At 59.7% G+C, this 24678-nt stretch carries 20 protein-coding genes; 9 read left to right on the forward strand and 11 right to left on the reverse strand.

Annotated features, from left to right (window positions below; all coding sequences use genetic code 11):
- Window positions 1–7: 7 nt before the first annotated feature.
- Complete coding sequence (locus CDA56_RS10465) at window positions 8–463, forward strand: Lrp/AsnC family transcriptional regulator (RefSeq protein ID WP_004122605.1); 456 nt, start codon at window positions 8–10, stop codon at window positions 461–463.
- On the opposite strand, the gene CDA56_RS10470 is transcribed toward CDA56_RS10465, so the two are convergent.
- From CDA56_RS10470 to CDA56_RS10485, 4 genes are read right to left on the reverse strand one after another with little or no spacing between them, the layout of a single operon-like run.
- On the reverse strand, window positions 464–1189 hold the full coding sequence (locus CDA56_RS10470) for an ABC transporter permease (RefSeq protein ID WP_004122607.1): 726 nt from the start codon (window positions 1187–1189) through the stop codon (window positions 464–466). It lies immediately after the preceding gene.
- Entirely contained in the window at window positions 1186–1878 is a 693-nt protein-coding gene (locus CDA56_RS10475; RefSeq protein ID WP_004852534.1) for an ABC transporter permease, read from the reverse strand. The genes CDA56_RS10470 and CDA56_RS10475 overlap by 4 nt, the downstream gene beginning before the upstream one ends.
- Window positions 1879–1936: 58 nt before the next feature.
- A complete protein-coding gene (locus CDA56_RS10480) occupies window positions 1937–2710 on the reverse strand; it encodes an ABC transporter substrate-binding protein (protein ID WP_049074035.1) in 774 nt (257 codons plus the stop codon).
- Between the two features lie 28 nt (window positions 2711–2738).
- Window positions 2739–3500: a dimethylarginine dimethylaminohydrolase family protein gene (locus tag CDA56_RS10485; protein ID WP_009653947.1), complete on the reverse strand. Its 762-nt coding sequence runs from the start codon at window positions 3498–3500 to the stop codon at window positions 2739–2741.
- Window positions 3501–3882: 382 nt separating this feature from the next.
- Between CDA56_RS10485 and CDA56_RS10490 the strand changes: the two genes are divergently transcribed.
- From CDA56_RS10490 to yegS, 8 genes are all read left to right on the forward strand, one after another.
- Window positions 3883–5136, forward strand: coding sequence for an MdtA/MuxA family multidrug efflux RND transporter periplasmic adaptor subunit (locus CDA56_RS10490; RefSeq protein WP_086531187.1), 1254 nt, complete (start codon window positions 3883–3885; stop codon window positions 5134–5136).
- Complete coding sequence (locus CDA56_RS10495; protein WP_004852541.1) at window positions 5136–8258, forward strand: MdtB/MuxB family multidrug efflux RND transporter permease subunit; 3123 nt, start codon at window positions 5136–5138, stop codon at window positions 8256–8258. The genes CDA56_RS10490 and CDA56_RS10495 overlap by 1 nt, the downstream gene beginning before the upstream one ends.
- Window positions 8259–11336 carry a multidrug efflux RND transporter permease subunit MdtC gene (gene mdtC / locus CDA56_RS10500; RefSeq protein ID WP_104011350.1) on the forward strand — a complete coding sequence of 1026 codons (3078 nt, stop codon included), beginning with the start codon at window positions 8259–8261 and terminating at the stop codon, window positions 11334–11336.
- A 1-nt stretch (window position 11337) separates the two neighbouring features.
- Window positions 11338–12753 (forward strand): MFS transporter, encoded by a 1416-nt coding sequence (gene mdtD / locus CDA56_RS10505; RefSeq protein WP_004852546.1) that lies wholly within the window; start codon window positions 11338–11340, stop codon window positions 12751–12753.
- Window positions 12750–14285 (forward strand): envelope stress sensor histidine kinase BaeS, encoded by a 1536-nt coding sequence (gene baeS / locus CDA56_RS10510; protein WP_009654018.1) that lies wholly within the window; start codon window positions 12750–12752, stop codon window positions 14283–14285. Before mdtD ends, baeS begins: the two co-directional genes overlap by 4 nt.
- The gene (gene baeR / locus CDA56_RS10515) at window positions 14282–15004 is read left to right on the forward strand and encodes an envelope stress response regulator BaeR (RefSeq protein WP_004852549.1); all 723 of its coding nucleotides are present in this window, start codon (window positions 14282–14284) and stop codon (window positions 15002–15004) included. Before baeS ends, baeR begins: the two co-directional genes overlap by 4 nt.
- Before the next feature lie 317 nt (window positions 15005–15321).
- Window positions 15322–16683, forward strand: coding sequence for a prephenate-dependent tRNA uridine(34) hydroxylase TrhP (gene trhP / locus CDA56_RS10520; protein ID WP_009654001.1), 1362 nt, complete (start codon window positions 15322–15324; stop codon window positions 16681–16683).
- A 244-nt stretch (window positions 16684–16927) separates the two neighbouring features.
- Complete coding sequence (gene yegS / locus CDA56_RS10525) at window positions 16928–17821, forward strand: lipid kinase YegS (RefSeq protein ID WP_009654032.1); 894 nt, start codon at window positions 16928–16930, stop codon at window positions 17819–17821.
- Here the strand turns inward: yegS and CDA56_RS10530 are convergent, their stop codons facing one another.
- The 7 genes from CDA56_RS10530 to CDA56_RS10560 all read right to left on the reverse strand — a co-directional run bounded on the left by CDA56_RS10530 (window position 17822) and on the right by CDA56_RS10560 (window position 24673).
- Window positions 17822–18292: a hypothetical protein gene (locus tag CDA56_RS10530; protein WP_014230103.1), complete on the reverse strand. Its 471-nt coding sequence runs from the start codon at window positions 18290–18292 to the stop codon at window positions 17822–17824.
- Window positions 18279–19079 carry a winged helix-turn-helix domain-containing protein gene (locus tag CDA56_RS10535; RefSeq protein WP_032719859.1) on the reverse strand — a complete coding sequence of 267 codons (801 nt, stop codon included), beginning with the start codon at window positions 19077–19079 and terminating at the stop codon, window positions 18279–18281. The genes CDA56_RS10530 and CDA56_RS10535 overlap by 14 nt, the downstream gene beginning before the upstream one ends.
- Before the next feature lie 416 nt (window positions 19080–19495).
- Window positions 19496–20269 carry an ABC transporter ATP-binding protein gene (locus tag CDA56_RS10540; RefSeq protein ID WP_014230105.1) on the reverse strand — a complete coding sequence of 258 codons (774 nt, stop codon included), beginning with the start codon at window positions 20267–20269 and terminating at the stop codon, window positions 19496–19498.
- Between the two features lie 10 nt (window positions 20270–20279).
- Window positions 20280–21143 carry an ABC transporter ATP-binding protein gene (locus CDA56_RS10545; RefSeq protein WP_032719918.1) on the reverse strand — a complete coding sequence of 288 codons (864 nt, stop codon included), beginning with the start codon at window positions 21141–21143 and terminating at the stop codon, window positions 20280–20282.
- Complete coding sequence (locus CDA56_RS10550; protein WP_032719861.1) at window positions 21115–22020, reverse strand: ABC transporter permease; 906 nt, start codon at window positions 22018–22020, stop codon at window positions 21115–21117. The genes CDA56_RS10545 and CDA56_RS10550 overlap by 29 nt, the downstream gene beginning before the upstream one ends.
- Window positions 22017–23054 (reverse strand): ABC transporter permease, encoded by a 1038-nt coding sequence (locus tag CDA56_RS10555; protein ID WP_103814578.1) that lies wholly within the window; start codon window positions 23052–23054, stop codon window positions 22017–22019. The genes CDA56_RS10550 and CDA56_RS10555 overlap by 4 nt, the downstream gene beginning before the upstream one ends.
- Window positions 23051–24673, reverse strand: a complete 1623-nt coding sequence (locus tag CDA56_RS10560; protein ID WP_064357849.1) for an ABC transporter substrate-binding protein — start codon at window positions 24671–24673, stop codon at window positions 23051–23053. Before CDA56_RS10560 ends, CDA56_RS10555 begins: the two co-directional genes overlap by 4 nt.
- Between the last annotated feature and the right edge of the window lie 5 nt (window positions 24674–24678).

Consider the following 24678-nt stretch of genomic DNA (forward strand, 5'->3'; position numbering starts at 1 on the left):
CCTGGTTGTGGAAAAGAAAATCCGGCTTGACCGTATCGATCACAAGATCCTTGAAATCCTGCGCCGGGATGGCCGCATTTCTTATCAAAAGCTCTCGGAGCAGGTAAACCTTACCGCCCGTCCGTGCCTGGAACGGGTGCGCAGCCTCGAGCGCGACGGCATTATTCGCGGCTATAGCGCCATTGTAGAACTGCCCGAGCCGGAGCACGCGTTTGTGGTGCAGGCGCAAATCGCGCTGGCCGACCACGGGCGATCGCAGCCGGTGTTTGAACAGGAGATGCGCCAGACGCCCGAAGTGCTGGACTGCTGGCTGGTCAGCGGCAGCTTCGACTTTCTGGTGCGTATCGGCTGCCGCAGCATGGCGCACTACTGCCAGCTGGCGGATAGCTGGCTGACCAGTAAAAAGTTTCACGTTGATAAAATCGTCACCCTCACCGAACTGCAGGCCATTAAGCGCTCCTGACTAGCCGCGACGGATAAACGCCAGCCAGCGCCGCTCGGCGCGCGCGAAGGTGAAAATCAGCAAAAAGGTGCAGAGCAGATACAGCGCCGCGGCCATCAGAAACGGAATAAACGGCGAATAGGTCATGGCGTAGAACGCGCGGGCCACGCCGGTAATATCCAGCAGGGTCACGGTACTGGCCAGCGACGTGGCGTGCAGCAAAAAGACCATTTCATTATTCAGCGCCGGGATCCCGCGCCTCAAGGTCGCGGGCAGAACCAGACGGCGAATAATCTGCCATTTCCCCATCCCGTAGGCTTCTCCGGCGACCCACTCCTGGCGAGGGAAAGTCACCATCATCCCCGCCAGCAGCTCCGCGACGTACGCGGCAGTGTTGAGCACCAGCGCCAGGGTGGCGCAGAAGGTCGCATCGCGAAACAGCAGCCAGAACGGCTGGTCGTTCATCCAGCCCGTCTGTACGATATCGAACTGCGACAGGCCGTAGTAAATCAGCATCAGCTGGAGATAGAGCGGCGTGCTGCGAAAAAAATATGTAAACGCGCGAATGGGTAGCGCCAGCCCGCGCGGGCCGTACACCTGCCCCACCGCCATCGCTATCGCCAGCGCCATCCCGGGAACGATGGAGAGTAAAAACAGCTCCGCCGTTACCGCCAGCCCGCTGGCGGCGCCGTTGCCGTCGCTCCACAAAAAGCTCGGGATCGCATCGATAAAGGTTTGCAGATTCATAAGGCCGCCCCCGCCGTGGAAGAGCGCAGCGCGTAACGCTTTGCCAGGCGGCTGAACAGCCAGCTGGAGAGCGCGGTAATCACCATGTAAATCAGCGAGACCAGAAAGTAGAAGAGGAACGGCTTTTGCGTGGCGCGCCCGGCCTGTTCGGCCAGCCAGACCATATCCTCGAGGCCCAGGATCGACACCAGCGCCGACGCTTTCATCAGCCCCAGCCAGTTGTTGTTGATGCCCGGGATCGCGAAGCTCAGCATCTGCGGCAGCATCACCCGGCGGAACACCGTCCAGGGTCGCATCCCGTAGGCCTGCGCGGCTTCGGTTTGCCCGCGATCGACAGTCAGAAAGGCGCCGCGAAAAGTCTCGGTGTAATAGGCGCCGAAAACAAAACCAATCGCCAGCACGCCGGAGATAAAAGTATTGAAGCGTACCGGCCCCAACCCCACCAGACCCAGCAGCAGGTTAACCAGCATCTCGCCGCCGAAAAACAGCAGCAGCATAATTACCAGCTCCGGGATCCCGCGTACCAGCGTGGTGTAGGCGGTGGAAAACAGGCGCAGCCACGGCGGGCCGAAGAGCTTAATCAGCGAGTTAATCAGCCCCAGCAGCAGAGCGACCAGTAATGAAGAGAGCATCACGCACAGCGAAAGCGCCGCGCCGCGTAACAACAGGGGTAAATAGTCTGCGACCATATTCAGCCTTCCGCGGAGGTCGTAAAGGGGCGCAGGCCATCGCCCGCGCCTTTACAACTTATTTGCCATAAATATCAAAGCTAAAGTATTTTTTCTGGATCGCGTCATAGGTCCCGTCGGCGCGGATTGCCTTAATGGCCCCGTTCAGCGCATCGCGTAGCGCCGGATTGTCTTTATTGACCGCAATCCCGACGTCCGAGGAGATCCCGCCATCCTGGATAACCGGGCCGGCAAAGGCGAATTTCTGCCCGCGCGGCGTATCGATAAAGCCGGTCGCCGCCTGGATATTATCCTGCAATGCAGCGTCGATGCGCCCGGAGAGCAGGTCGAGATAGACGTTATCCTGGTTAGCGTAACCGACAATTTTCACGCCGTGGTTGGCCCAGTTGGCCTTCGCAAACGCTTCATGGGTGGAGCCGGTCTGGACGCCGACGGTTTTGCCTTTCAGGCTGCCGGCATCCGGCAACAGCGGGCTGCCTTTGCGCGCCACCAGCTGCGCCGCGCTGCGGTAGTAGCGGTCGGTGAAATCCACTTCCTTTTTACGCTCATCGGTAATATTGAGCGAAGCGATAATGGCATCGAACTTATGCGCGTTGAGGGCGGCGATCATGCTTTCGAACGGCTGCTTCACGAAAACGCATTTGGCTTTTAGCTGGGTGCACAGCGCATTGGCGATATCAATATCAAAGCCGGTAATTTCACCGCTGGGCGCCAGCACGTCAAACGGCGGATAGCCGCCATCGACGCCAAAGCTGATGGTGTCAAACTGCTGGGCGGCCAGCGGCGCGCTGAGCGCCATACAGGCCAGTAATGCGGCAAGGCGTATTTTCATTTCGATCTCCCCGGTGTTGGCGCGATGATTAAAAACGCAGTGAGAGGCAGGTCAGGCCGCCATCCATTTTCTTAAATTCGCTGGTGTCGAGCTGCACGATAGGCATTCCCAGCTTGCTGATTTCACCGAGGGTATGGGGATAGCCCTGCGGCGTAATTAAGGTATCGTTGATCCACAGGGTATTTCCGGCGTAGGCCTCCTCTTCCGGGATCACGATGCTGTTGAAGCCGCTAAAAGCCGGATGGTTAACGTAGCCTTCCGTCAGCAGCAGCGTATTGCGGCCCACATAGTTGACGATCGATTTCAGATGCAGACCGGCGCTCACTTCAATCGCCGCGACCTGATAGCCGTGTGGCTCAACGGCGGCGGCAAACTCGCGGATCCCCTGCTCATCGGTGCGCGCCGTCAGGCCGATAAAAAACTGCTTATCCACTAACAGCACGTCGCCACCGTCCATATGCCCGCGCTCGCTCATCCGCGCCAGCGGACGGAACCCCGCCAGCACCGGCGCAATGGTATCGACCTCGCCCTGACGGCTCGGCGCGCCCGGATGGGTAATCACCGCCAGTTCCGGCATCACCACCGCGGTATCTTCAACAAAGTGCGCATCAGGATAATCCGCCGCCGCGGGCAGCACCGTGACCTTCAGGCCAAGCTGCAGCAGGGTTTCTACATAGGCGAGAAACTGGCGGGTGGTGGCGGCGATATCCGGCGCGCCCAGCCGGGCGGTAGTTTGTCCTGCGCCGCAGGTGGCGGCCGGGAGACGGGCGATAGCCTGGGTAAAATGCATAAAGAACCCTCTGGTAGTGGTCGCATTGTTAAGGCAAAACGGTGAGTGAATTTGATTATTAATCAGATGCCGCCGCCAATCAGGCTGAATCACTTCCCCGGGCCGCTTATTCACGCTGTATATCAGTTCAGATTCGACGTATTCCGCTGTGACCCTTAAGAATCAGCGGATGACGGGCAATAACTAACCGGAGTCATCTCCCGGCTAAGCAAAATCGTTAAGCGAATTTTACGCCTAACTATTCATCGTAACCGGCTCTGCGAAAAGCGTTTTTTACAGACATATCTGGACAGTCTTTTCATAATTCCTCCATTTTTAAGCGGCGTTCGCTGGCTAAACTAGTATCATTCCGTGAAACGTTTCAGGATGAGATAGCAAATTAATGAAAGGTAGCAATAAAAGCCGTTGGGCTGCGGTGCTGGTGGTCGCGATCGTCGCGGGCGCCGCGTACTGGTTCTGGCAGGGTCGCGAAGCGGCAAACAGCGGCGCGCCGACGGCAACAGGCGCGCGCCAGCAGGGGCCCGGAGGCGGACGCCCCGGTCGTTTTGGCGCCGCCCTCGCGCCGGTACAGGCGGCCACCGCCACCAGCGAAGCGGTACCGCGCTACCTTTCCGGCCTCGGCACCGTGACGGCGGCGAATACCGTCACCGTCCGCAGCCGCGTCGACGGCCAACTGCTGGCCATCCACTTTACCGAAGGCCAGCAGGTCAAGGCGGGCGACCTGCTCGCGGAAATCGATCCCAGCCAGTTTAAAGTGGCCCTCGCCCAGGCCGAAGGCCAGCTGGCGAAAGATCGGGCCACCCTGGCCAACGCCCGTCGCGATCTGGCGCGCTACCAGCAGCTGGTCAAAACCAATCTGGTTTCCCGGCAGGAGCTGGACACCCAGCAGTCGCTGGTCAGCGAAACCCAGGGTACGATCAAAGCGGACGAAGCCGCCGTCGCCAGCGCCCAGCTGCAGCTCAACTGGAGCCGCATTACCGCGCCGATCGACGGCCGGGTCGGCTTAAAGCAGGTGGATATCGGCAACCAGATCGCCAGCGGAGATACCACCGGGATCGTGGTGCTAACGCAAACTCACCCTATCGACGTGGTCTTTACGCTGCCGGAAAACCAAATCGCCACCGTAGTACAGGCGCAAAAGGCGGGGAAAAAGCTGGTCGTCGAAGCCTGGGACCGCACCAATAAACAGAAAATCAGCGAAGGTTCACTGCTGAGCCTCGATAATCAGATTGACGTCACCACCGGTACCATCAAGCTGAAAGCGCGCTTTACTAACCAGGACGATGCCCTGTTCCCGAATCAGTTCGTCAACGCCCGTATGCTGGTCGATACCGAGCAGAACGCAGTGGTGATCCCAACCGCCGCGCTGCAAATGGGTAACGAAGGCCATTTCGTCTGGGTACTGAACGATGAGAACAAGGTCAGCAAGCACACCGTCACGCCGGGTATTCAGGACAGTCTGAAAGTGGTGATTAACGCCGGGCTTTCCGCCGGCGATCGCGTCGTAACCGACGGGATCGATCGTCTGACCGAAGGCGCAAAAGTTGAGGTCGTCGAAGCCCAGGATGCGGCTACCGCCGCCGAGCCGGAAAAAGCCACCAGCCGCGAGTACGGTAAAAAAGGAGCGCGCTCCTGATGCAAGTGTTACCGCCGAGCAGCACGGGTGGCCCTTCCCGTCTGTTTATCATGCGCCCGGTCGCCACCACGCTGTTAATGGTGGCCATTATGCTGGCCGGGATTATCGGCTATCGTTTCCTGCCGGTTTCGGCGCTGCCGGAAGTGGACTACCCGACCATTCAGGTGGTAACCCTCTATCCCGGCGCCAGCCCGGACGTGATGACCTCGTCGGTGACCGCCCCGCTGGAGCGCCAGTTTGGCCAGATGTCCGGCCTCAAGCAGATGTCCTCCCAGAGCTCCGGCGGCGCGTCGGTGGTGACGCTCCAGTTCCAGCTCACGCTGCCGCTGGACGTCGCGGAGCAGGAAGTGCAGGCGGCCATCAACGCCGCCACCAACCTGCTGCCTTCGGACCTGCCTAACCCGCCGGTCTACAGCAAAGTTAACCCCGCCGATCCACCGATTATGACCCTCGCGGTCACCTCTTCCGCCGTGCCGATGACCCAGGTAGAGGATATGGTCGAGACCCGCGTGGCGCAGAAAATCTCCCAGGTTTCCGGCGTCGGGCTTGTCACCCTCGCGGGCGGCCAGCGCCCGGCGGTACGCGTCAAGCTCAACGCCCAGGCCATCGCCGCCCTCGGGCTGACCAGCGAAACGGTGCGCACCGCGATAACCAGCGCCAACGTCAACTCGGCGAAGGGGAGTCTTGACGGCCCGTCGCGGGCGGTCACCCTCTCCGCCAACGATCAGATGCAGTCGGCGGAAGATTACCGCCGGCTGATTATCGCCTGGCAAAACGGCGCGCCGATTCGCCTCGGCGACGTCGCCACCGTGGAACAGGGCGCGGAAAACAGCTGGCTTGGGGCATGGGCGAACAATCAGCGGGCGATCGTCATGAACGTCCAGCGCCAGCCGGGGGCCAACATTATCTCGACCGCCGACAGCATCCGCCAGATGCTGCCGCAGCTCACCGAAAGCCTGCCGAAATCGGTTAAAGTGCAGGTACTTTCCGACCGTACCACCAATATCCGCGCCTCGGTCAGCGACACCCAGTTCGAGCTGATGCTGGCCATCGCCCTGGTGGTGATGATTATCTACGTCTTTCTGCGCAACGTCCCGGCGACGATTATTCCCGGCATCGCCGTACCGCTATCGCTGGTCGGCACCTTTGCGGTGATGGTGTTTCTTGATTTTTCGATTAACAACCTGACGCTGATGGCCCTGACCATCGCCACCGGTTTTGTGGTCGATGACGCCATCGTGGTGATTGAAAACATCTCGCGCTATATCGAGAAAGGCGAAAAGCCGCTGGCCGCCGCCCTGAAAGGGGCCGGAGAGATTGGCTTTACCATTATCTCGCTGACCTTCTCGCTGATTGCGGTGCTGATCCCGCTGCTGTTTATGGGCGATATCGTGGGCCGTCTGTTCCGCGAGTTCGCCATTACTCTGGCGGTGGCGATCCTGATTTCCGCGGTGGTGTCGCTGACCCTGACGCCGATGATGTGCGCCCGCATGCTCAGCCATGAATCGCTGCGCAAGCAGAATCGCTTCTCACGCGCCAGCGAACGCTTTTTTGAGCGGGTGATCGCCGTCTATGGCCGCTGGCTGAGCCGGGTGCTGAATCATCCGTGGCTGACCCTGAGCGTGGCCCTCGGTACCCTGGTGCTGTCGATTATGCTGTGGGTGTTTATTCCGAAGGGCTTTTTCCCGATTCAGGACAACGGCATTATTCAGGGTACGCTGCAGGCGCCGCAGTCGGCGTCGTTCGCCAATATGGCCGAGCGCCAGCAGCAGGTGTCGGCGGCAATACTTCAAGATCCGGCGGTGGAAAGCCTGACCTCCTACGTCGGCGTCGACGGCACCAACCCGGCGCTGAACAGCGCCCGCCTGCAAATCAACCTTAAGCCGCTCGATGAACGCGACGATCGGGTGCAGACGGTGATTGGCCGCCTGCAGAACGCGGTGAGCGGCATTCCCGGGATTGAGCTTTACCTCCAGCCGACCCAGGATCTGACCATTGACACCACCGTCAGCCGCACCCAGTACCAGTTCACCCTGCAGGCCAACTCGCTGGACGCGCTCAGCAACTGGGTCCCGCAGCTGCTGGCCCGGCTGCAGGCGCTGCCGCAGCTCTCCGACGTCAGCAGCGACTGGCAGGATAAGGGCCTGGCGGCGTATATCAACGTTGATCGCGATAGCGCCAGCCGTCTCGGCATCAGCATGGCGGACGTCGATAACGCCCTGTATAACGCCTTTGGGCAGCGTCTGATTTCCACCATCTATACCCAGGCGAACCAGTACCGCGTAGTGCTGGAGCATGATACCCAGGCCACGCCGGGGCTGGCGGCGCTGGACAATATCCGCCTCACCAGCAGAGACGGCGGGATCGTGCCGCTCACCACGATCGCCAAAGTCGAACAGCGCTTTGCTCCGCTGTCGATTAACCACCTCGATCAGTTCCCGGTCACCACCATCTCGTTTAACGTGCCGGACAACTATTCGCTGGGCGATGCGGTCGATGCGATTCTTAGCGCCGAGCAGGCGCTGGAATTCCCGAGCGATATCCGTACCCAGTTCCAGGGCAGCTCTCTGGCTTTCCAGTCGGCGCTCGGCAGCACCGTCTGGCTGGTGGTTGCCGCGGTGGTGGCGATGTATATCGTCCTCGGCGTGCTGTATGAGAGCTTTATTCACCCGATCACCATTCTCTCCACCCTGCCGACGGCGGGCGTCGGCGCGCTGCTGGCGCTATGGCTGGCCGGGAGCGAGCTGGACGTTATCGCCATTATCGGCATCATTCTGCTGATCGGCATCGTCAAGAAAAACGCCATCATGATGATCGACTTCGCGCTGGCCGCCGAACGCGAACAGGGTATGCCGCCGCGCGAGGCAATCTACCAGGCCTGCCTGCTGCGCTTCCGCCCGATCCTGATGACCACCCTCGCCGCCCTGCTCGGCGCGCTGCCGCTGATGCTCAGTACCGGCGTCGGCGCGGAGCTGCGGCGTCCGCTGGGGATTGGCATGGTCGGCGGTCTGATGCTCAGCCAGGTGCTGACGCTGTTCACGACTCCGGTTATCTATCTGCTGTTCGACCGGCTGTCGCTGTATATGAAGAGCCGCTTCCCGCGGCGTGAGGAGGAGGCGTAGGTGAAGTTTTTCGCCCTCTTCATTTACCGTCCGGTGGCGACGATTCTGCTTTCGCTCGCCATTACCCTGTGCGGCATCCTCGGCTTCCGCCTGCTGCCGGTGGCGCCGCTGCCGCAGGTGGATTTCCCGGTGATCATGATCAGCGCCTCGCTGCCCGGCGCGTCGCCGGAGACCATGGCCTCTTCGGTGGCGACGCCGCTGGAGCGCTCTTTGGGGCGGATTGCCGGGGTCAATGAGATGACCTCCTCCAGCTCGCTCGGCAGTACGCGAATCATTCTCGAGTTCAACTTTGACCGCGACATCAACGGCGCGGCCCGCGACGTGCAGGCGGCGATTAACGCCGCGCAAAGCCTGCTGCCGAGCGGGATGCCGAGCCGTCCGACCTACCGCAAAGCCAACCCGTCCGACGCGCCGATCATGATCCTCACCCTCACCTCGGATACCTGGTCCCAGGGTGAGCTGTACGACTTCGCCTCTACCCAGCTGGCGCAGACCATTGCCCAGATTGACGGCGTCGGCGACGTGGACGTCGGCGGCAGTTCGCTGCCCGCGGTACGCGTCGACCTCAACCCGCAGGCGCTGTTTAACCAGGGCGTGTCGCTGGACGCGGTGCGCACCGCCATCAGCAACGCCAACGTGCGTAGACCGCAGGGAGCGCTGGAGGACGCGACCCACCGCTGGCAGGTAGCGACCAACGACGAGCTGAAGACCGCCGCCGAATACCAGCCGCTGATCGTACACTACAATAACGGCGCGGCGGTGCGGCTCGGCGACGTCGCCAACGTCACCGACTCGGTACAGGACGTGCGCAACGCCGGGATGACCAACGCCAAACCGGCGATTTTGCTGATGATCCGCAAGCTGCCGGAAGCCAATATCATTGAGACGGTGGACAGCATTCGCGCCCGCCTGCCGGAGCTGCAGCGCACCATCCCGGCCTCTGTCGATCTGCAAATCGCCCAGGACCGTTCGCCGACCATCCGAGCCTCGCTGGAGGAAGTGGAGCAAACGCTGGTGATTTCGGTGGCGCTGGTCATCCTCGTGGTCTTCCTGTTCCTGCGCTCGGGCCGCGCGACGCTGATCCCGGCGGTGGCCGTTCCGGTATCGCTGATCGGCACCTTCGCCGCCATGTACCTGTGCGGCTTCAGCCTCAATAACCTGTCGCTGATGGCGCTGACTATCGCCACCGGCTTCGTGGTCGATGACGCCATCGTGGTGCTGGAGAATATTTCCCGTCATCTCGAAGCCGGCATGAAGCCGCTGCAGGCCGCGCTGCAGGGGAGCCGGGAAGTCGGTTTTACCGTGCTGTCGATGAGCCTGTCGCTGGTGGCGGTGTTCCTGCCGCTGCTGCTGATGGGCGGCCTGCCGGGAAGGCTGCTGCGCGAGTTCGCCGTCACTTTGTCGGTGGCGATCGGCATCTCGCTGGCGGTCTCCCTGACCCTGACGCCGATGATGTGCGGCTGGCTGCTGAAAAGCGGCAAGCCCCACGAGCCGACGCGCAAGCGTGGTTTTGGCCGCCTGCTGGTGGCGATTCAGGGCGGTTACGGTAAGTCGCTGAAGTGGGTGCTGAAGCACAGCCGCTTAACCGGCCTGGTGCTGCTCGGCACCATCGCGCTAAGCGTCTGGCTCTATATCTCGATACCCAAAACCTTCTTCCCCGAGCAGGACACCGGGGTGCTGATGGGCGGTATCCAGGCGGACCAGAGCATCTCGTTCCAGGCGATGCGCGGCAAGCTGGAGGACTTTATGAAGATCATTCGTGAAGATCCGGCGGTAGACAACGTCACCGGTTTTACCGGCGGCTCGCGGGTCAACAGCGGGATGATGTTTATCACCCTGAAGCCGCGCGATGAGCGCCATGAGACGGCGCAACAGATTATCGATCGGCTGCGCAAAAAGCTGGCGAAGGAGCCGGGGGCCAACCTGTTCCTGATGGCGGTACAGGATATCCGCGTCGGCGGCCGTCAGGCCAACGCCAGCTACCAGTATACGCTGCTGTCGGACGACCTCGCGGCGCTGCGGGAATGGGAGCCGAAAATCCGCAAAACGCTGGCGGCGCTGCCGGAGCTGGCGGACGTTAACTCCGACAGTCAGAATAACGGCGCGGAGATGGACCTGATCTACGATCGCGATACCATGTCGCGGCTCGGCATCAGCGTGCAGGACGCCAACAATCTGCTGAACAACGCCTTCGGCCAACGGCAGATCTCCACCATCTACCAGCCGCTGAACCAGTATAAAGTGGTGATGCAGGTCGACCCGGCCTACACCCAGGACGTCAGCGCCCTCGATAAGATGTTTGTGATCAACAGCGAAGACAAGCCGATTCCGCTTGCCTATTTCGCTAAATGGCAGCCGGCCAACGCGCCGCTGTCGGTGAACCACCAGGGGCTGTCGGCGGCATCGACCATCTCCTTTAACTTGCCTACCGGCAAGTCGCTGTCGGAAGCCAGCGATGCCATCAACCGGGCGATGACCCAGATTGGCGTGCCGTCCAGCGTCCGCGGGTCGTTCGCCGGGACCGCGCAGGTGTTCCAGCAAACCATGAACTCGCAGGTGCTCCTGATACTGGCGGCCATCGCCACGGTCTATATTGTGCTGGGGATCCTCTATGAGAGCTACGTTCATCCGCTGACCATTCTGTCGACCATTCCGTCCGCGGGCGTCGGCGCGCTGCTGGCGCTGGAGCTTTTCGATGCCCCGTTCAGCCTAATCGCGCTTATCGGAATTATGCTATTAATTGGCATCGTGAAGAAAAACGCCATCATGATGGTCGATTTCGCCCTTGAGGCGCAGCGCAACGGCAACCTGCCGCCGGAAGAGGCGATCTTCCAGGCCTGTCTGCTGCGCTTCCGGCCGATAATAATGACCACCCTGGCGGCGCTGTTCGGCGCGCTGCCGCTGGTTATCTCCGGCGGCGACGGCTCCGAACTGCGCCAGCCGCTGGGGATTACCATTGTCGGCGGCCTGGTGATGAGTCAGCTGTTGACCCTGTACACCACGCCGGTGGTCTATCTGTTCTTCGACCGTCTGCGGCTGCGTTTTTCGCGAAAAGTCCCTCAACCGGTAAGCGAATAACATGACAGATCTTCCCTCCAGCGTGCGCTGGCAGCTGTGGATAGTGGCCTTCGGCTTTTTTATGCAGGCGCTGGATACCACTATCGTTAACACCGCCCTCCCCTCCATGGCGCAGAGCCTCGGGGAGAGCCCGCTGCATATGCATATGGTTATCGTCTCCTATGTGCTAACGGTGGCGGTGATGCTGCCCGCCAGCGGCTGGCTGGCGGACCGGGTCGGGGTGCGGAATATCTTTTTTAGCGCCATCGTGCTGTTTACCGCCGGCTCCCTGTTCTGCGCGCAGGCCGCCACGCTCGATCAGCTGATACTCGCCCGCGTGCTGCAGGGCGTCGGCGGCGCGATGATGGTGCCGGTTGGCCGCCTGACGGTGATGAAAATCGTCCCGCGCAGTCAATATATGGCGGCGATGACCTTCGTCACCCTGCCCGGCCAGGTGGGTCCGCTACTCGGCCCGGCGCTCGGCGGGATGCTGGTGGAGTACGCCTCCTGGCACTGGATCTTCCTGATCAACATTCCGGTCGGCATCGTCGGCGCCATCGCCACGCTGTGCCTGATGCCCAACTACACTCTGCAAACCCGGCGCTTTGATATCTTCGGCTTTATTCTGCTGGCCGCCGGCATGGCGACGCTGACCCTGGCGCTCGACGGTAAAAAAGGACTCGGGCTCTCCCCCCTGTGGCTGACTGCGCTGGTGGCCATCGGCGCGGGGTCAATGCTGTGCTATCTGTGGCACGCGCGCGGCAACCGCAACGCGCTGTTTAGCCTGAAGCTGTTTACCAACCGCACCTTTTCTCTCGGCCTTGGCGGCAGCTTCGCCGGGCGTATCGGCAGCGGCATGCTGCCATTTATGACGCCGGTGTTTTTACAGATCGGCCTCGGCTTTACGCCGTTCCACGCCGGGCTGATGATGATCCCGATGGTGCTCGGCAGCATGGGAATGAAGCGCATTGTGGTCCAGGTGGTCAACCGCTTCGGCTACCGTCGGGTGCTGGTGACCTCAACTATCGGCCTCGCGCTGGTCAGTCTGCTGTTCATGGCCGTCGCCCTCGCTGGCTGGTACTGGCTGCTGCCGGTGGTGCTGTTCCTGCAGGGGATGATCAACGCCAGCCGCTTTTCTTCAATGAATACGCTGACCCTGAAAGATCTGCCCGACGATCTGGCCAGCAGCGGCAATAGCCTGCTGTCGATGGTCATGCAGCTGTCGATGAGTATCGGCGTCACTATCGCCGGTATGCTGCTCGGTCTCTACGGTCAGCAGCATATCAGCGCCGATGCGGCGATCGCTCATCAGGTCTTTCTCTATACCTACTTAAGCATGGCGGTGATTATCGCGCTGCCGGCGCTGATTTTTTCCCGCGTACCGGACGACACCACGACCAATACCGTGATTCGTCGCCGTAAAAGGAGTGAGTCTTGAAGTTCTGGCGTCCCGGCATTACCGGCAAGCTGTTTATCGCGATCCTCGCCACCTGCATCGTGCTGCTGATCAGCATGCACTGGGCGGTGCGTATCAGCTTTGAACGCGGCTTTATTGACTATATCAAGCGCGGCAACGAACAGCGCCTGACCATGCTCGGCGATGCCCTGAGCGAGCAGTATGCCCAGCACGGCAGCTGGACGTTTCTGCGCAACAACGACCGCTTTATTTTCCAGCTGCTGAAAACCTTTGAACGCGACAACGATGACCGCTCGCCGCCGGGCCGCGGTATGAGCCGCGGTCCGATGGATGAGCCGCACGGTGGCCCCGGCCCGGAAGAGATGCCGCCGGACGCCGCGCCGGACCGGCCGCTCGACGGTCCACGCGGCGATCGTGGCGACCGCGGTCCCGGCCCCGATATGCCTCCGCACGGCTGGCGCACGATGTTCTGGGTGGTCGATCAAAAAGGACGCGTACTGGTGGGCCCGCGCGAACGCGTGCCGAAGGACGGTACCCGGCGCAGTATTATGGTCGACGGCGTCGAGGTTGGCGCGGTCATCGCCTCGCCGGTTGAACGCCTGACGCGCAACACCGATATCAACTTTGACCGCCAGCAGAAACGTACCAGCTGGCTGATTGTCGCCCTCGCCACGCTGCTGGCGGCGCTGGCCACCTTCCCGCTGGCGCGCGGTCTGCTCGCGCCGGTTAAACGCCTGGTTGAGGGGACGCACCGTTTGGCGGCCGGCGATTTCTCCACCCGCGTCGCCGCCACCAGCAGCGATGAGCTGGGGCGTCTGGCCAAAGATTTTAACCAGTTGGCCAGCACCCTGGAACGCAACCAGCAGATGCGCCGGGACCTGATGGCCGATATTTCCCACGAGCTACGCACGCCGCTGGCGGTGCTGCGCGGCGAGCTGGAGGCGATTCAGGATGGGATCCGCAAATTTACCCCGGACTCCATCGCCTCCCTGCAGGCGGAAGTCGCCACCCTCACCAAACTGGTCGATGACTTACACCAGCTGTCGATGTCCGATGAAGGCGCCCTCTCCTACCGGAAAACCCCGGTGAATATCATCAATCTGCTGGAGGTCGCCGCCGGCGCGTTTCGCGAGCGCTTCGCCAGCCGCGGGCTGTCGATCGGCGTTTCGCTGCCGGAAAGCGCGACGATTTTCGGCGACCGGGATCGCCTGATGCAGCTGTTTAATAACCTGCTGGAAAACAGCCTGCGCTATACCGATAGCGGCGGCGGCCTGCAGATTAACGCCAGCCAGAGCGGGGATATGCTGGTTCTCGATTTTGCCGATAGCGCCCCCGGCGTCACCGATGAACAGCTGGAGCGGTTGGTTGAGCGTTTTTATCGTACTGAGGGGTCGCGCAATCGTGCCAGCGGCGGCTCTGGTTTAGGGCTGGCGATTTGCCTTAACATTGTCGCGGCCCACGGCGGCACTTTGCGTGCCGGCCATTCGCCTTTGGGCGGGGTTAGCATTAAAGTAGAACTACCTCTGGAACGTAATTTATCGAGAGACGTATGACTGAATTACCTGTTGATGAAAACACGCCACGCATTCTTATCGTGGAAGATGAGCCCAAGCTGGGTCAGCTGCTGATCGATTATCTTCAGGCGGCGGGCTATGCCCCGACGCTGATTGATCACGGCGATCGGGTTCTGCCGTACGTTCGCCAGACGCCGCCGCACCTAATCCTGCTGGATCTGATGCTACCCGGCACCGACGGGCTCACCCTGTGCCGGGAAATCCGCCGTTTCTCTGAGGTTCCGGTGGTCATGGTCACCGCCAAAATCGAGGAGATCGACCGCCTGCTGGGGTTAGAAATCGGCGCCGATGACTATATCTGCAAGCCCTACAGCCCGCGTGAGGTGGTGGCCAGGGTCAAGACCATTCTTCGCCGCTGCAAACCGCAGCGCGATCTGCAGGCGCTGGATGCGGAAAGCCCGCTGATTGTCGACGAAGGTCGTTTTCAGGCTTCCTGGCGCGACAAGCTGCTGGACCTTACGCCCGCCGAGTTCCGCCTGCTGAAAACCCTCTCCCAGGAACCGGGTAAAGTCTTCTCGCGCGAACAGCTGCTGAATCATCTGTACGATGATTACCGGGTGGTGACCGACCGAACGATCGATAGCCATATCAAAAACCTGCGGCGTAAGCTGGAGTCGCTGGACGCCGAGCAATCGTTTATCCGCGCCGTTTACGGCGTAGGGTACCGCTGGGAAGCCGACGCCTGCCGGCTGGCATAGTTAGCCCCTGCCCGACTTTTCCCCGGCTCGCGCTGCGCTTAGCCGGGCTACAGGCTCACCGCCGTCTGCGGGGCAGGTAGCCCGGACAGGCGCGTCAAGCGCCGCCTCCGGGGAAAAGCAGCGGCTGAAACCGGCAGTTAGCGACCGCGCGATTCATGCCCTGTAAAGATTTGCCGCCCGCTTATCACCAAAGATACCCGACTGATATTTACTCCCCTCCCCCACGGCGCTACAATGCCCGCCCTTAATGTGGGGGCACTCCCCAACTCGCCGTACCGGGTGCGGCGAATCTGACCTGTCATCAGAACGAGAAAATCATGTTTAAACCGGAACTCCTTTCCCCGGCGGGAACGCTGAAAAATATGCGTTACGCTTTCGCTTATGGCGCAGACGCCGTTTACGCGGGCCAACCGCGCTACTCCCTGCGCGTGCGTAACAACGAATTCAATCACGAAAATCTGCAGCTCGGCATCAACGAAGCCCACGCGCTGGGTAAAAAATTCTATGTGGTGGTTAACATTGCCCCGCATAACGCCAAGCTGAAAACGTTTATTCGCGATCTGAAGCCGGTGGTGGAAATGGGGCCGGACGCGCTGATCATGTCCGACCCGGGGTTGATCATGCTGGTGCGCGAAAATTTCCCGCATATGGATATTCACCTGTCGGTACAGGCCAACGCCGTCAACTGGGCGACGGTCAAGTTCTGGCAGCAAATGGGGCTCACCCGCGTTATTCTCTCCCGCGAGCTGTCGCTGGATGAAATCGCCGAAATTCGCAGCCAGGTGCCGGAAATGGAGATCGAAATTTTCGTTCACGGCGCGCTGTGCATGGCCTACTCCGGCCGCTGCCTGCTCTCAGGCTATATCAACAAACGCGACCCAAACCAGGGGACCTGCACCAACGCCTGCCGCTGGGAGTATAACGTCCAGGAAGGCAAAGAAGACGACGTCGGTAATATCGTGCATAAGCACGAACCGATCCCGGTGCAGAACGTCGAGCCAACGCTGGGTATCGGCGCGCCGACTGACCAGGTGTTTATGATTGAAGAGGCCAAACGTCCGGGCGAATACATGACCGCTTTCGAAGACGAACACGGCACCTACATCATGAACTCGAAAGATCTGCGCGCGATTGCCCACGTTGAGCGCCTGACCCAGATGGGCGTCCACTCGCTGAAAATCGAAGGCCGCACCAAATCACATTACTATTGCGCCCGTACCGCTCAGGTCTACCGCAAGGCCATTGACGATGCTGCCGCTGGCAAACCGTTCGACACCTCCCTGCTGGATACCCTGGAAAACCTCGCGCACCGTGGCTATACCGAAGGCTTCCTGCGTCGCCATACGCACGATGACTACCAGAACTACGAGCACGGCTACTCCGTTTCCGAACGCCAGCAGTTTGTCGGCGAATTTACCGGCGAGCGCAACGGCCAGCTGGCGGCGGTGGCGGTGAAAAACAAATTTTCCGTCGGCGACAGCCTTGAGCTGATGACCCCGCAGGGCAACGTTAACTTTACCCTCGAGCATATGGAAAACGGCAAAGGCGAACGCATGCCGGTCGCGCCGGGCGATGGCCACACGGTATGGTTGCCTGTTCCGGAAGATATGGCGCTGCAGTATGCGCTGCTGATGCGTAATTTTACTGGCCAGACGACCAGAAACCCGCACGGTAACTAGTTAATTTGGGTTATTTTTTCACGATGTAAAGATATTAGAAACGGATCACATACCGGTTCGTTCAAAGCAGATATCATCCATTTCGCTGAAAAACATAACCCATAAATGCTAGCTGTACCAGGAACCACCTCCTTAGCCTGCGTAATCTCCCTTACGCGGGCTTATTTTTTTATCACTCTCCCGGCCTTCCCTTTCCGCATGCGGTACACTTTATGCATCATTGAGCAACAAAGGTCCCCTGATAATGTCCACGTTTCCAGCCAGCTTACTGATTCTGAATGGTAAAGGCGCCAATGAACCGTCCCTGCGAGAGGCGGTTAAACTGTTACGCGACGAAGGTATCGATATTCACGTCCGCGTCACCTGGGAAAAGGGCGATGCCGTTCGGTTTATCGATGAAGCCCTGACGCTGAACGTCGAAACGGTGATTGCCGGCGGCGGCGATGGCACCATCAATGAGGTGGCGACGGCGCTGGTGGAGCGCGACGGCAATCTGGCGCTGGGAATTTTACCGCTGGGCACGGCGAACGACTTCGCTACCAGCGTCGGCATCCCTCAGGATCTGGCCAGCGCCCTGAAGCTGGCCATCGTTGGCCGCGATGTGGCGATAGATGTTGCACGGGTTAACGATAAGACCGGTTTTATTAATATGGCCACCGGCGGTTTCGGCACCCGAATCACGACCGAAACCCCGGAGAAGCTCAAGGCCGCGCTGGGCGGCGTCTCTTATTTAATCCACGGCCTGATGCGCATGGATACGCTTAAGCCGGACCGCTGCGAAATCCGCGGCGAGAACTTTCACTGGCATGGCGACGCGCTGGTCATCGGCATCGGCAACGGGCGCCAGGCCGGCGGCGGCCAGCAGCTGTGCCCGGAAGCGTTAATCAACGACGGCCTGCTGCATCTGCGCATTTTCACCGGCGAAGAGCTAATCCCCGCATTGTTCAGCACCCTGGCCAATCCGGAAACCTCGCCGAATATTATCGACGGCGTCTCATCGTGGTTCGAGATCACCGCACCCCACGAGATGACGTTTAATCTCGATGGTGAACCGCTAACCGGCAAAACCTTCCGTATGGAGCTGTTACCGGCCGCGCTACGCTGCCGACTGCCGCCGGACTGCCCGCTGCTACGTTAATCAGGTTTCGCAAAGCAAAGACGGCGCCCGGCTGGTATACAGCAGCCGGGTACGTTCATTGAGCCGCTGGATGTTAAGGTAAAACGGCACCTGCGGCTGGAGGAAAAACGCTGGCAGGATACGCTTTACATGCTCCTCCTGCTCGGTCTCGCCGATGCTGGCTGAGACGGTTTCCGAACGCAGGAAGTAGTGCTGGCCGTCGCGGGTAAAGCTAAACCAGATGTTCTGATTAATGGTAAACGCAGCGCCCTGCGGCGGCGTAATTTCCCCCCGGACCATCGCCAGCCCGCGGCTGCTATCAAATACGTAGCGTAAGGAAATATCGCCCTGGTAGCCTGCGTTAATTAGCCGCATCTCGCCGCTGCACTGGAAATGATTGCGCTGCCAGTATTGCCAGGATTTTATCATTATTCCGCTAAGCACCCCGATAAATACGATAGCGATTAACCATTTAATTTCACGCGGGCGCATTGGCTACCTCCTTAATGTAATATTTGGTGAGGCATTGATTATCACGCCATTGACTAAATGGCTGACGGCAGCGAATCACCGACACCCGCGCTTGCCCGGGATAAAGCGTCAAATAAATCCACGAGTATTCTTCACATTCAAATTTGCTGCGCTTGATAAAATTGACATGACGAACGTGATCAACCACATCATTATTGGCAAAGAAATGACATTGTTGCGAAAGTTTAGCAATTATGGGCGAATAAGTTTGCAAATAAGAGTCGAATTCTGTTTGCCACGCAACAAAACCGCCGACCAGACAGCTCAGCAGCGCCGCAAGCCCCCATAACAGAGAGCATCGCGGCCTTAACCGCTTTTTTTCAGGCACACTCGCAGCCGCGACCTCCTCGTGCACGGGCCCGTCTACGGGCACCTGTGGCTCCGGCGCCTTCTCCATCTCGCACGGCTGAGACTCCGTCACCGATATTGTCGCATCCAGCCTGACGCCAACCCTCGGCAGCGTAATAATAATATCGCCCTCCATGCCCAGCTCTTTAAATGCCCGGCGCAGCAGAGAAATATTCTGGTAGAAACCGTTGCTGGTTACCTGGGAGCCATGCTTTATCCACACTTCCTCGAAAAAGGTTTCGCGGGCAACGGTTTTGCCATCCTGCTGAATAAGCAGCAATAAACAACGGCTGGCCGGCATATTTAATGAAACCGTTTTCGTCTCGTCAGCAATGAGTATTAGAGCACCACGTTGAGGAATAAATGTAATTATTCCATTAATCGTATATGTTTTTTCCATCCTGTTCCCTGAGAATAGTAATCAAGTGGATAAGCGGCATGGGTACCCTACTCTAAATACGGTAATCCTTTATGACGCAGCTGATAACTTAAGATTATTCGCAGGCGAGTTTACTCTATTACTCAGCGGATCTGGAGGCGTAATACGCAGTTTTTCCTTGCAATTAGCAAGGTTTAAATGAATTTACAGCATGGAATATTTTGAGATTTGAAGCAAATCTGGTTATTTATTTCAAAGTGAATAATAAACACAAGTTATGATTCCATATATTTTCATTCATACAACAGATACTTTCATTTTAGATCTAAACACCACTTTTACATTAATAGACGATATTTATAACTATTAATACATATCATTTCAAAGTTTTATCCAAAAACAGGGCGCATTGCCCGCGAGACAATGCGCCATATCGCTTAGTATGCCGCCACCTCGCGCGCCATTTCGCGCGTATATTGCCGGCTGGCGTTTACCAGCATCTGCGTATAGGCCGTTTGCGCCTCGCCGTTGACCAGCGCATCGACCGTCAGGGTTTCAAGGATTTTCCCGTACTGCATTACCGCCACCTTCTGGCATAAATGGGCAATGACGCCCAAATCGTGGGTCACCATCAGGTAAGTGAGTTTAGCCTCCTGCTGCAATTCTGCCAGCAGGTTGAGGATCTCGGCCTGCACCGACACATCCAGCGCCGACGTCGGCTCATCCAGCAGCAGCACCTGCGGCTCAAGGATCAGCGCTCTGGCAATCGCCACGCGCTGCCGCTGGCCACCGGAAAGCTGATGCGGATAGCGTTCGCGAAACGCACGATTGAGGCCCACTTTGTCCAGCAGCGCATGAATCCGCCGGTCGCGATCGTGAATGCGATGAATCTGCAGCGGCTCTTCAAGGATATCGCCAATGGTGTGACGGGGATGCAGCGATCCGTACGGGTCCTGAAATACCATCTGCACCTGACGGCAGCGCTCGCGGCTAATCTCATGCCCTAAGCGCTGCCCGTCAATGGTTAACTCCCCCTGCCAGTGGGTAAACAGCCCCGCCAGGCACTTCAGCACCGTGGTTTTGCCGGAGCCGGACTCCCCTACCAGACCGTAGATCTCGCCGGGCTTAACGTGGAAATTAACGTCGTACAGCACCTGGTTACGCTTCTCCCCTTCGCCAAACGCGAGGTTGAGACGTTGAACTTCAATCATCATCCACTCCTTATTCCGTTAACCAGCTGGCCTGGCGCTGCAGCACCGGCAGTATCGGGCGACGATGCTGCATATCCGGCAGCGAGTTAATCAGCCCCTGAGTATAGGGATGGCGGGCGTTATCGAGATCGCAGGCGGCAATAGACTCCACCACCCGTCCGGCGTACATCACCAGCACGCGGTCGCAAAAGCTGCGCACCAGGTTGATGTCGTGGCTAATAAAAATCAGCCCCAGCCCGCGCGACTGAACCAGATCATCCAGCAGGCCCAGTACCTGCAGGCGCACCGACACGTCCAGCGCGGAGGTCGGCTCATCGGCAATCACCAGCTCCGGGTCGGTAATCAGCATCATGGCAATCATGATGCGCTGCCCCTGTCCGCCGGATATCTCATGCGGATAAAGCTGATAAACGCGCTCCGGCTGGCGAATACGCACCACCTCCAGCATCTCCAGCGCCTTTGCCTTCGCCTCATCTTTGCGTCCCGGATGATGGGTCAGCCAGGCCTCGGCGATTTGCTTACCGACGCAGACCACCGGATTAAGCGAATATTTCGGGTCCTGCATAATCATGGAGATACGTTTGCCGCGCACGCCGCGCATCTGCGCTTCAGTAAGATGCAGCAGATCGAGGTTGGCAAACTGCATCCGGCTGGCGCTGACGCGGGCCTTTTTCGGATGCAGCTGCAGCAGGGCGCGCCCAACGGTGGATTTACCTGAACCGGACTCGCCGACAATGGCCAGCTTTTCGCGCCCCAGCTGGAAGGAGACGCCGCGCACGGCATGGGTCACCGCGCTGCCGTTAACAAAGTCGACGCACAGATCGCGCACATCGAGCAGCGGAGCATTATTCGCTGCGGGGATCGAGGATGTCACGTAGGCCATCTCCTAAGAAGTTAAACGCTAAGCTGTTGATCAGAATCGCCAGCCCCGGAATCGTAACCACCCACCAGCACTCCATCATGTAAGTGCGCCCGCTGGAGATCATCGCCCCCCACTCCGGCTCCGGCGGCTGCGCGCCGAGCCCGAGAAAGCCCAGACCGGCCGCGGTCAGAATGATCCCGGCCATATTCATGGTGATACGGATAATGACCGAGGGCAGACACAGCGGCACGATATGGTGCCAGAGGACGCGGGCCGATGATGCGCCCTGCAGACGTACGGCGGAGATAAAATCGGCCTGGCGCAGAGAGAGCGTTTCGGCGCGCGCCAGGCGGGCTATCGGCGGCCAGGCGGTGAGCGTGATGGCGATAACCACGTGCTCCAGCCCCGGACCTAAGGCGGCGACAAACGCCAGCGCCAGGACCAGACTCGGGAAGGAGATGAAAATATCGGTGACGCGCATCAGCACCATATCGACCTTACCGCCAAAATAGCCGGCGCTGACGCCGAGCAGCAGCCCGAGCGGACCGACGGTCACCGAGACCAGCAGCACGATATAGAGCGTGATGCGCGAGCCGTACACCAGGCGGCTAAAGATATCCCGGCCAAACTCATCGGTGCCGAACCAGTGCTGCGCGTTCGGCGCGACCAGCGCGCTGTTCAGGTCCTGCACCAGCGGGTTATACGGAGCAATCAGCGGCGCGAAAATCGCCACCACCAGCAGCAGAAAGATAATTCCGCCGCCGATGGCCGTTAGCGGGTTGCGCGCCATTTTGCCGATAAACCCGACGGCCCGCGCCGCCGCGCGTTGCAGCCGCTGACGGCCTTCGCCCGTGCCGCCCGAAAGCGGCGAATCCAGAGAAACGGTCATGATTTTGTCCTCGGGTCAAAGAATTGATACAGCATGTCGGAGAGCAGGTTGAGCATCACGAAGATCGCCCCCACCAGCAGCACGCAGCCCATTACCGCATTCATATCGCCCAGCAGCAGGCTACCGGTGAGGTAGGAGCCGAAACCCGGCCACGAGAAGACGGTTTCAATCAGCACCGCGCCTTCCAGCAGCGCGCCGTAGGCCAGCGCCACCACCGTCAGCAGCTGTACGAGGATATTGCGAAACGCATGGTTCCAGATGACCTGACGCTCGGTCAGCCCCTTCACCCGCGCGGTAATAATGAACTCCTGCGACAGCTGGGCCAGCATAAAGCTGCGGGTCATGCGGCTGATGTAGGCCAGCGAGTGAAAGCCCAGCAGCGAGGCGGGCAGAATCAGGTGATTAATTGAGTTCCAGAAGACCTGACCGTTGCCCGCCAGCAGCGCATCAACGGTCATCAGCCCCGTGCGGCGCGGCACCATACCGTCCAGACCAAGGTCCACCCGTCCGGCGCCGCCCACCCAGCCGAGCCAGGCGTAGAAGACTAAAAGCCCCATCATCCCGACCCAGAAAATCGGCGTCGAGTAGCCCGCCAGGCTGATAATGCGCACGACATAATCGGAGACGCTATTGCGCCGCGCCGCCGCCAGCACGCCCAGCGGAATACCGAGGCCCGCGCCGACGAGAATCGCCATCGTCGCCAGCTCCATGGTGGCCGGGAAGACGCGGATAATGTCGTCCACCACCGGTTTCCCGGTCAGCAGCGCGTTGCCCAGATCGCCGTGCAGCAGGTTGACGAAATAGATGCCAAACTGGGTGGTCAGCGATTTATCAAACCCCAGCTGATGGTAAACCTGCTGGTATGTACTCTGGTCAGCGTCCGGGCCAACAATCGCCAGCACCGGGTCGATGGGCATGACGCGGCCAATAGTGAAGGTCAACAGCAGCAGGCCGAACAACGTAATCACCACCTGCAGCAGCCGTTTTGATAAGCGCCGGCCGCGTGAGCCGGGCGCAAGAATTGCGATACTCATCCTTTCTCTCCTTCGCGGACTTTATCGACGTCACGCAGAAAAGTGGTGGCTGAGGGGTGCGGCTGATACTGCCGTACCTCATTGCGCACCACCACGGAATCGACCATCTGCGAAAGCGGAATGAGGGCCGGGACCAGCTGGTCGTAGCGCGTCTGGATGGCCTGGTAGTCGGCCACCTGTTTTTGCGGATCGCGTTCCAGCAGGGCGCGGTCAATCATCGCGTTGAGCTGCGGGTCGTAAAAGCCGGTGCGCCAGCCCTGGAAGTTGGTCAGGCGCGCCTCATCGCTGTTATCCGGGTTATAGACCAGCGCGCGCAGGCTGGAGTGCGGGTGCGGCTCCATTCCGCTGCCGCCGCGTCCTATCAGCAGGTCAAATTTACGCTCGCGCATCGCGCCGTAGATCTGGTTACCGGTGCCGGTGATAATTTTGGCGTTAATCCCCGCCTGCATCAGCGTCGACTGCACGGCGATTGCAATGTTCAGGAACGGCTGATCCGAGAGGACCCGCAGCGTGGTATCAAAGCCGTTGGGATAGCCTGCTTCCGCCAGCAGCTTTTTCGCCCGCGCCACGTCCAGCTTATAGCCCGGGTCGGGCAGCGTTGACGGCATGCCCGCCTTAATCGGCCGCTGGTGCAGCACCCCGTAGCCCGGCATCAGCGCTTTATTGATGCCCTGGTAGTCAATCAGATAGCGCACCGCTTCGCGCACTTTCGGATGGGCGAAGTGCGCCTCTTTCATGCTCATCGCCACGTAGTACATGGTGCCGCGCTGCACCGCATCGACGGTCAGCTGGGGGTCGCTGCGCAGGGCGTTGATGTCGGAAACCGCCATATTGTTGGCAATATCGAGGTCGCCTTTTTCGATCATCAGGCGCAGGGTTTGCGACTCCTGGAAATGGCGCAGCACCACGCGGCTCATTTTCGCCTCGCCGCGCCAGTAGTCAGGATTGCGCTTCATGCGCAGCACATCTTTCGCCTGCCAGGTTTCCAGCGTGAACGGCCCGGAACCGGCTTCATGGGTGGTCAGCCAGCGGTTACCCCAGTCGTTATCCTGCTGGTGGCTTTGCACCGTTTTGCTGTCGAGCACTCCGAGGTTGCCCAGCGCCGCCAGCGAGTAGATCACCAGCTGCGGGTCGTTATCTTTAGGCAACACGATCTGCACCGTGAAGCTGTCCGGCGCGCTGACCTGGCCGTCGATGTTTTTCTGACTGAAGCCGTAGGATTTCCATACCGAGGCCTGCGCCAGGTTGAGGTGCAGGATGCGCCGCATCGACCACACAACGTCGGCGGCGGTCAGCGGGTTGCCGGAGTGAAATTTCACGTCGTCGCGCAGATGAAAGGTCAGGGTTTTGCCGTCGGGGCTGATATCCCAGGATTTCGCCAGCGCGGGCTTAACGTTGGTGAGCTGCTCAGGGTCAAGCTCCACCAGCGAGTCGTAGAGGTTGACCACGATCCCCACCACTTCATTACCGGTCATCGCCGCCGGGTCCAGGGTGAGCAGGTTATTCATATTCATACCGATGATGAGCTGGTCGGGCGGCGTTTTCGCCATCGTCGCCCCGCTCCCCATCGACACGGCGAGCGCGAGTAAGCACGCTGCCAGTCGGGAGGTTTTTTTCATATCTC

Origin of the sequence: Klebsiella michiganensis, from assembly GCF_002925905.1 — a bacterium.
Lineage (GTDB): Bacteria > Pseudomonadota > Gammaproteobacteria > Enterobacterales > Enterobacteriaceae > Klebsiella > Klebsiella michiganensis.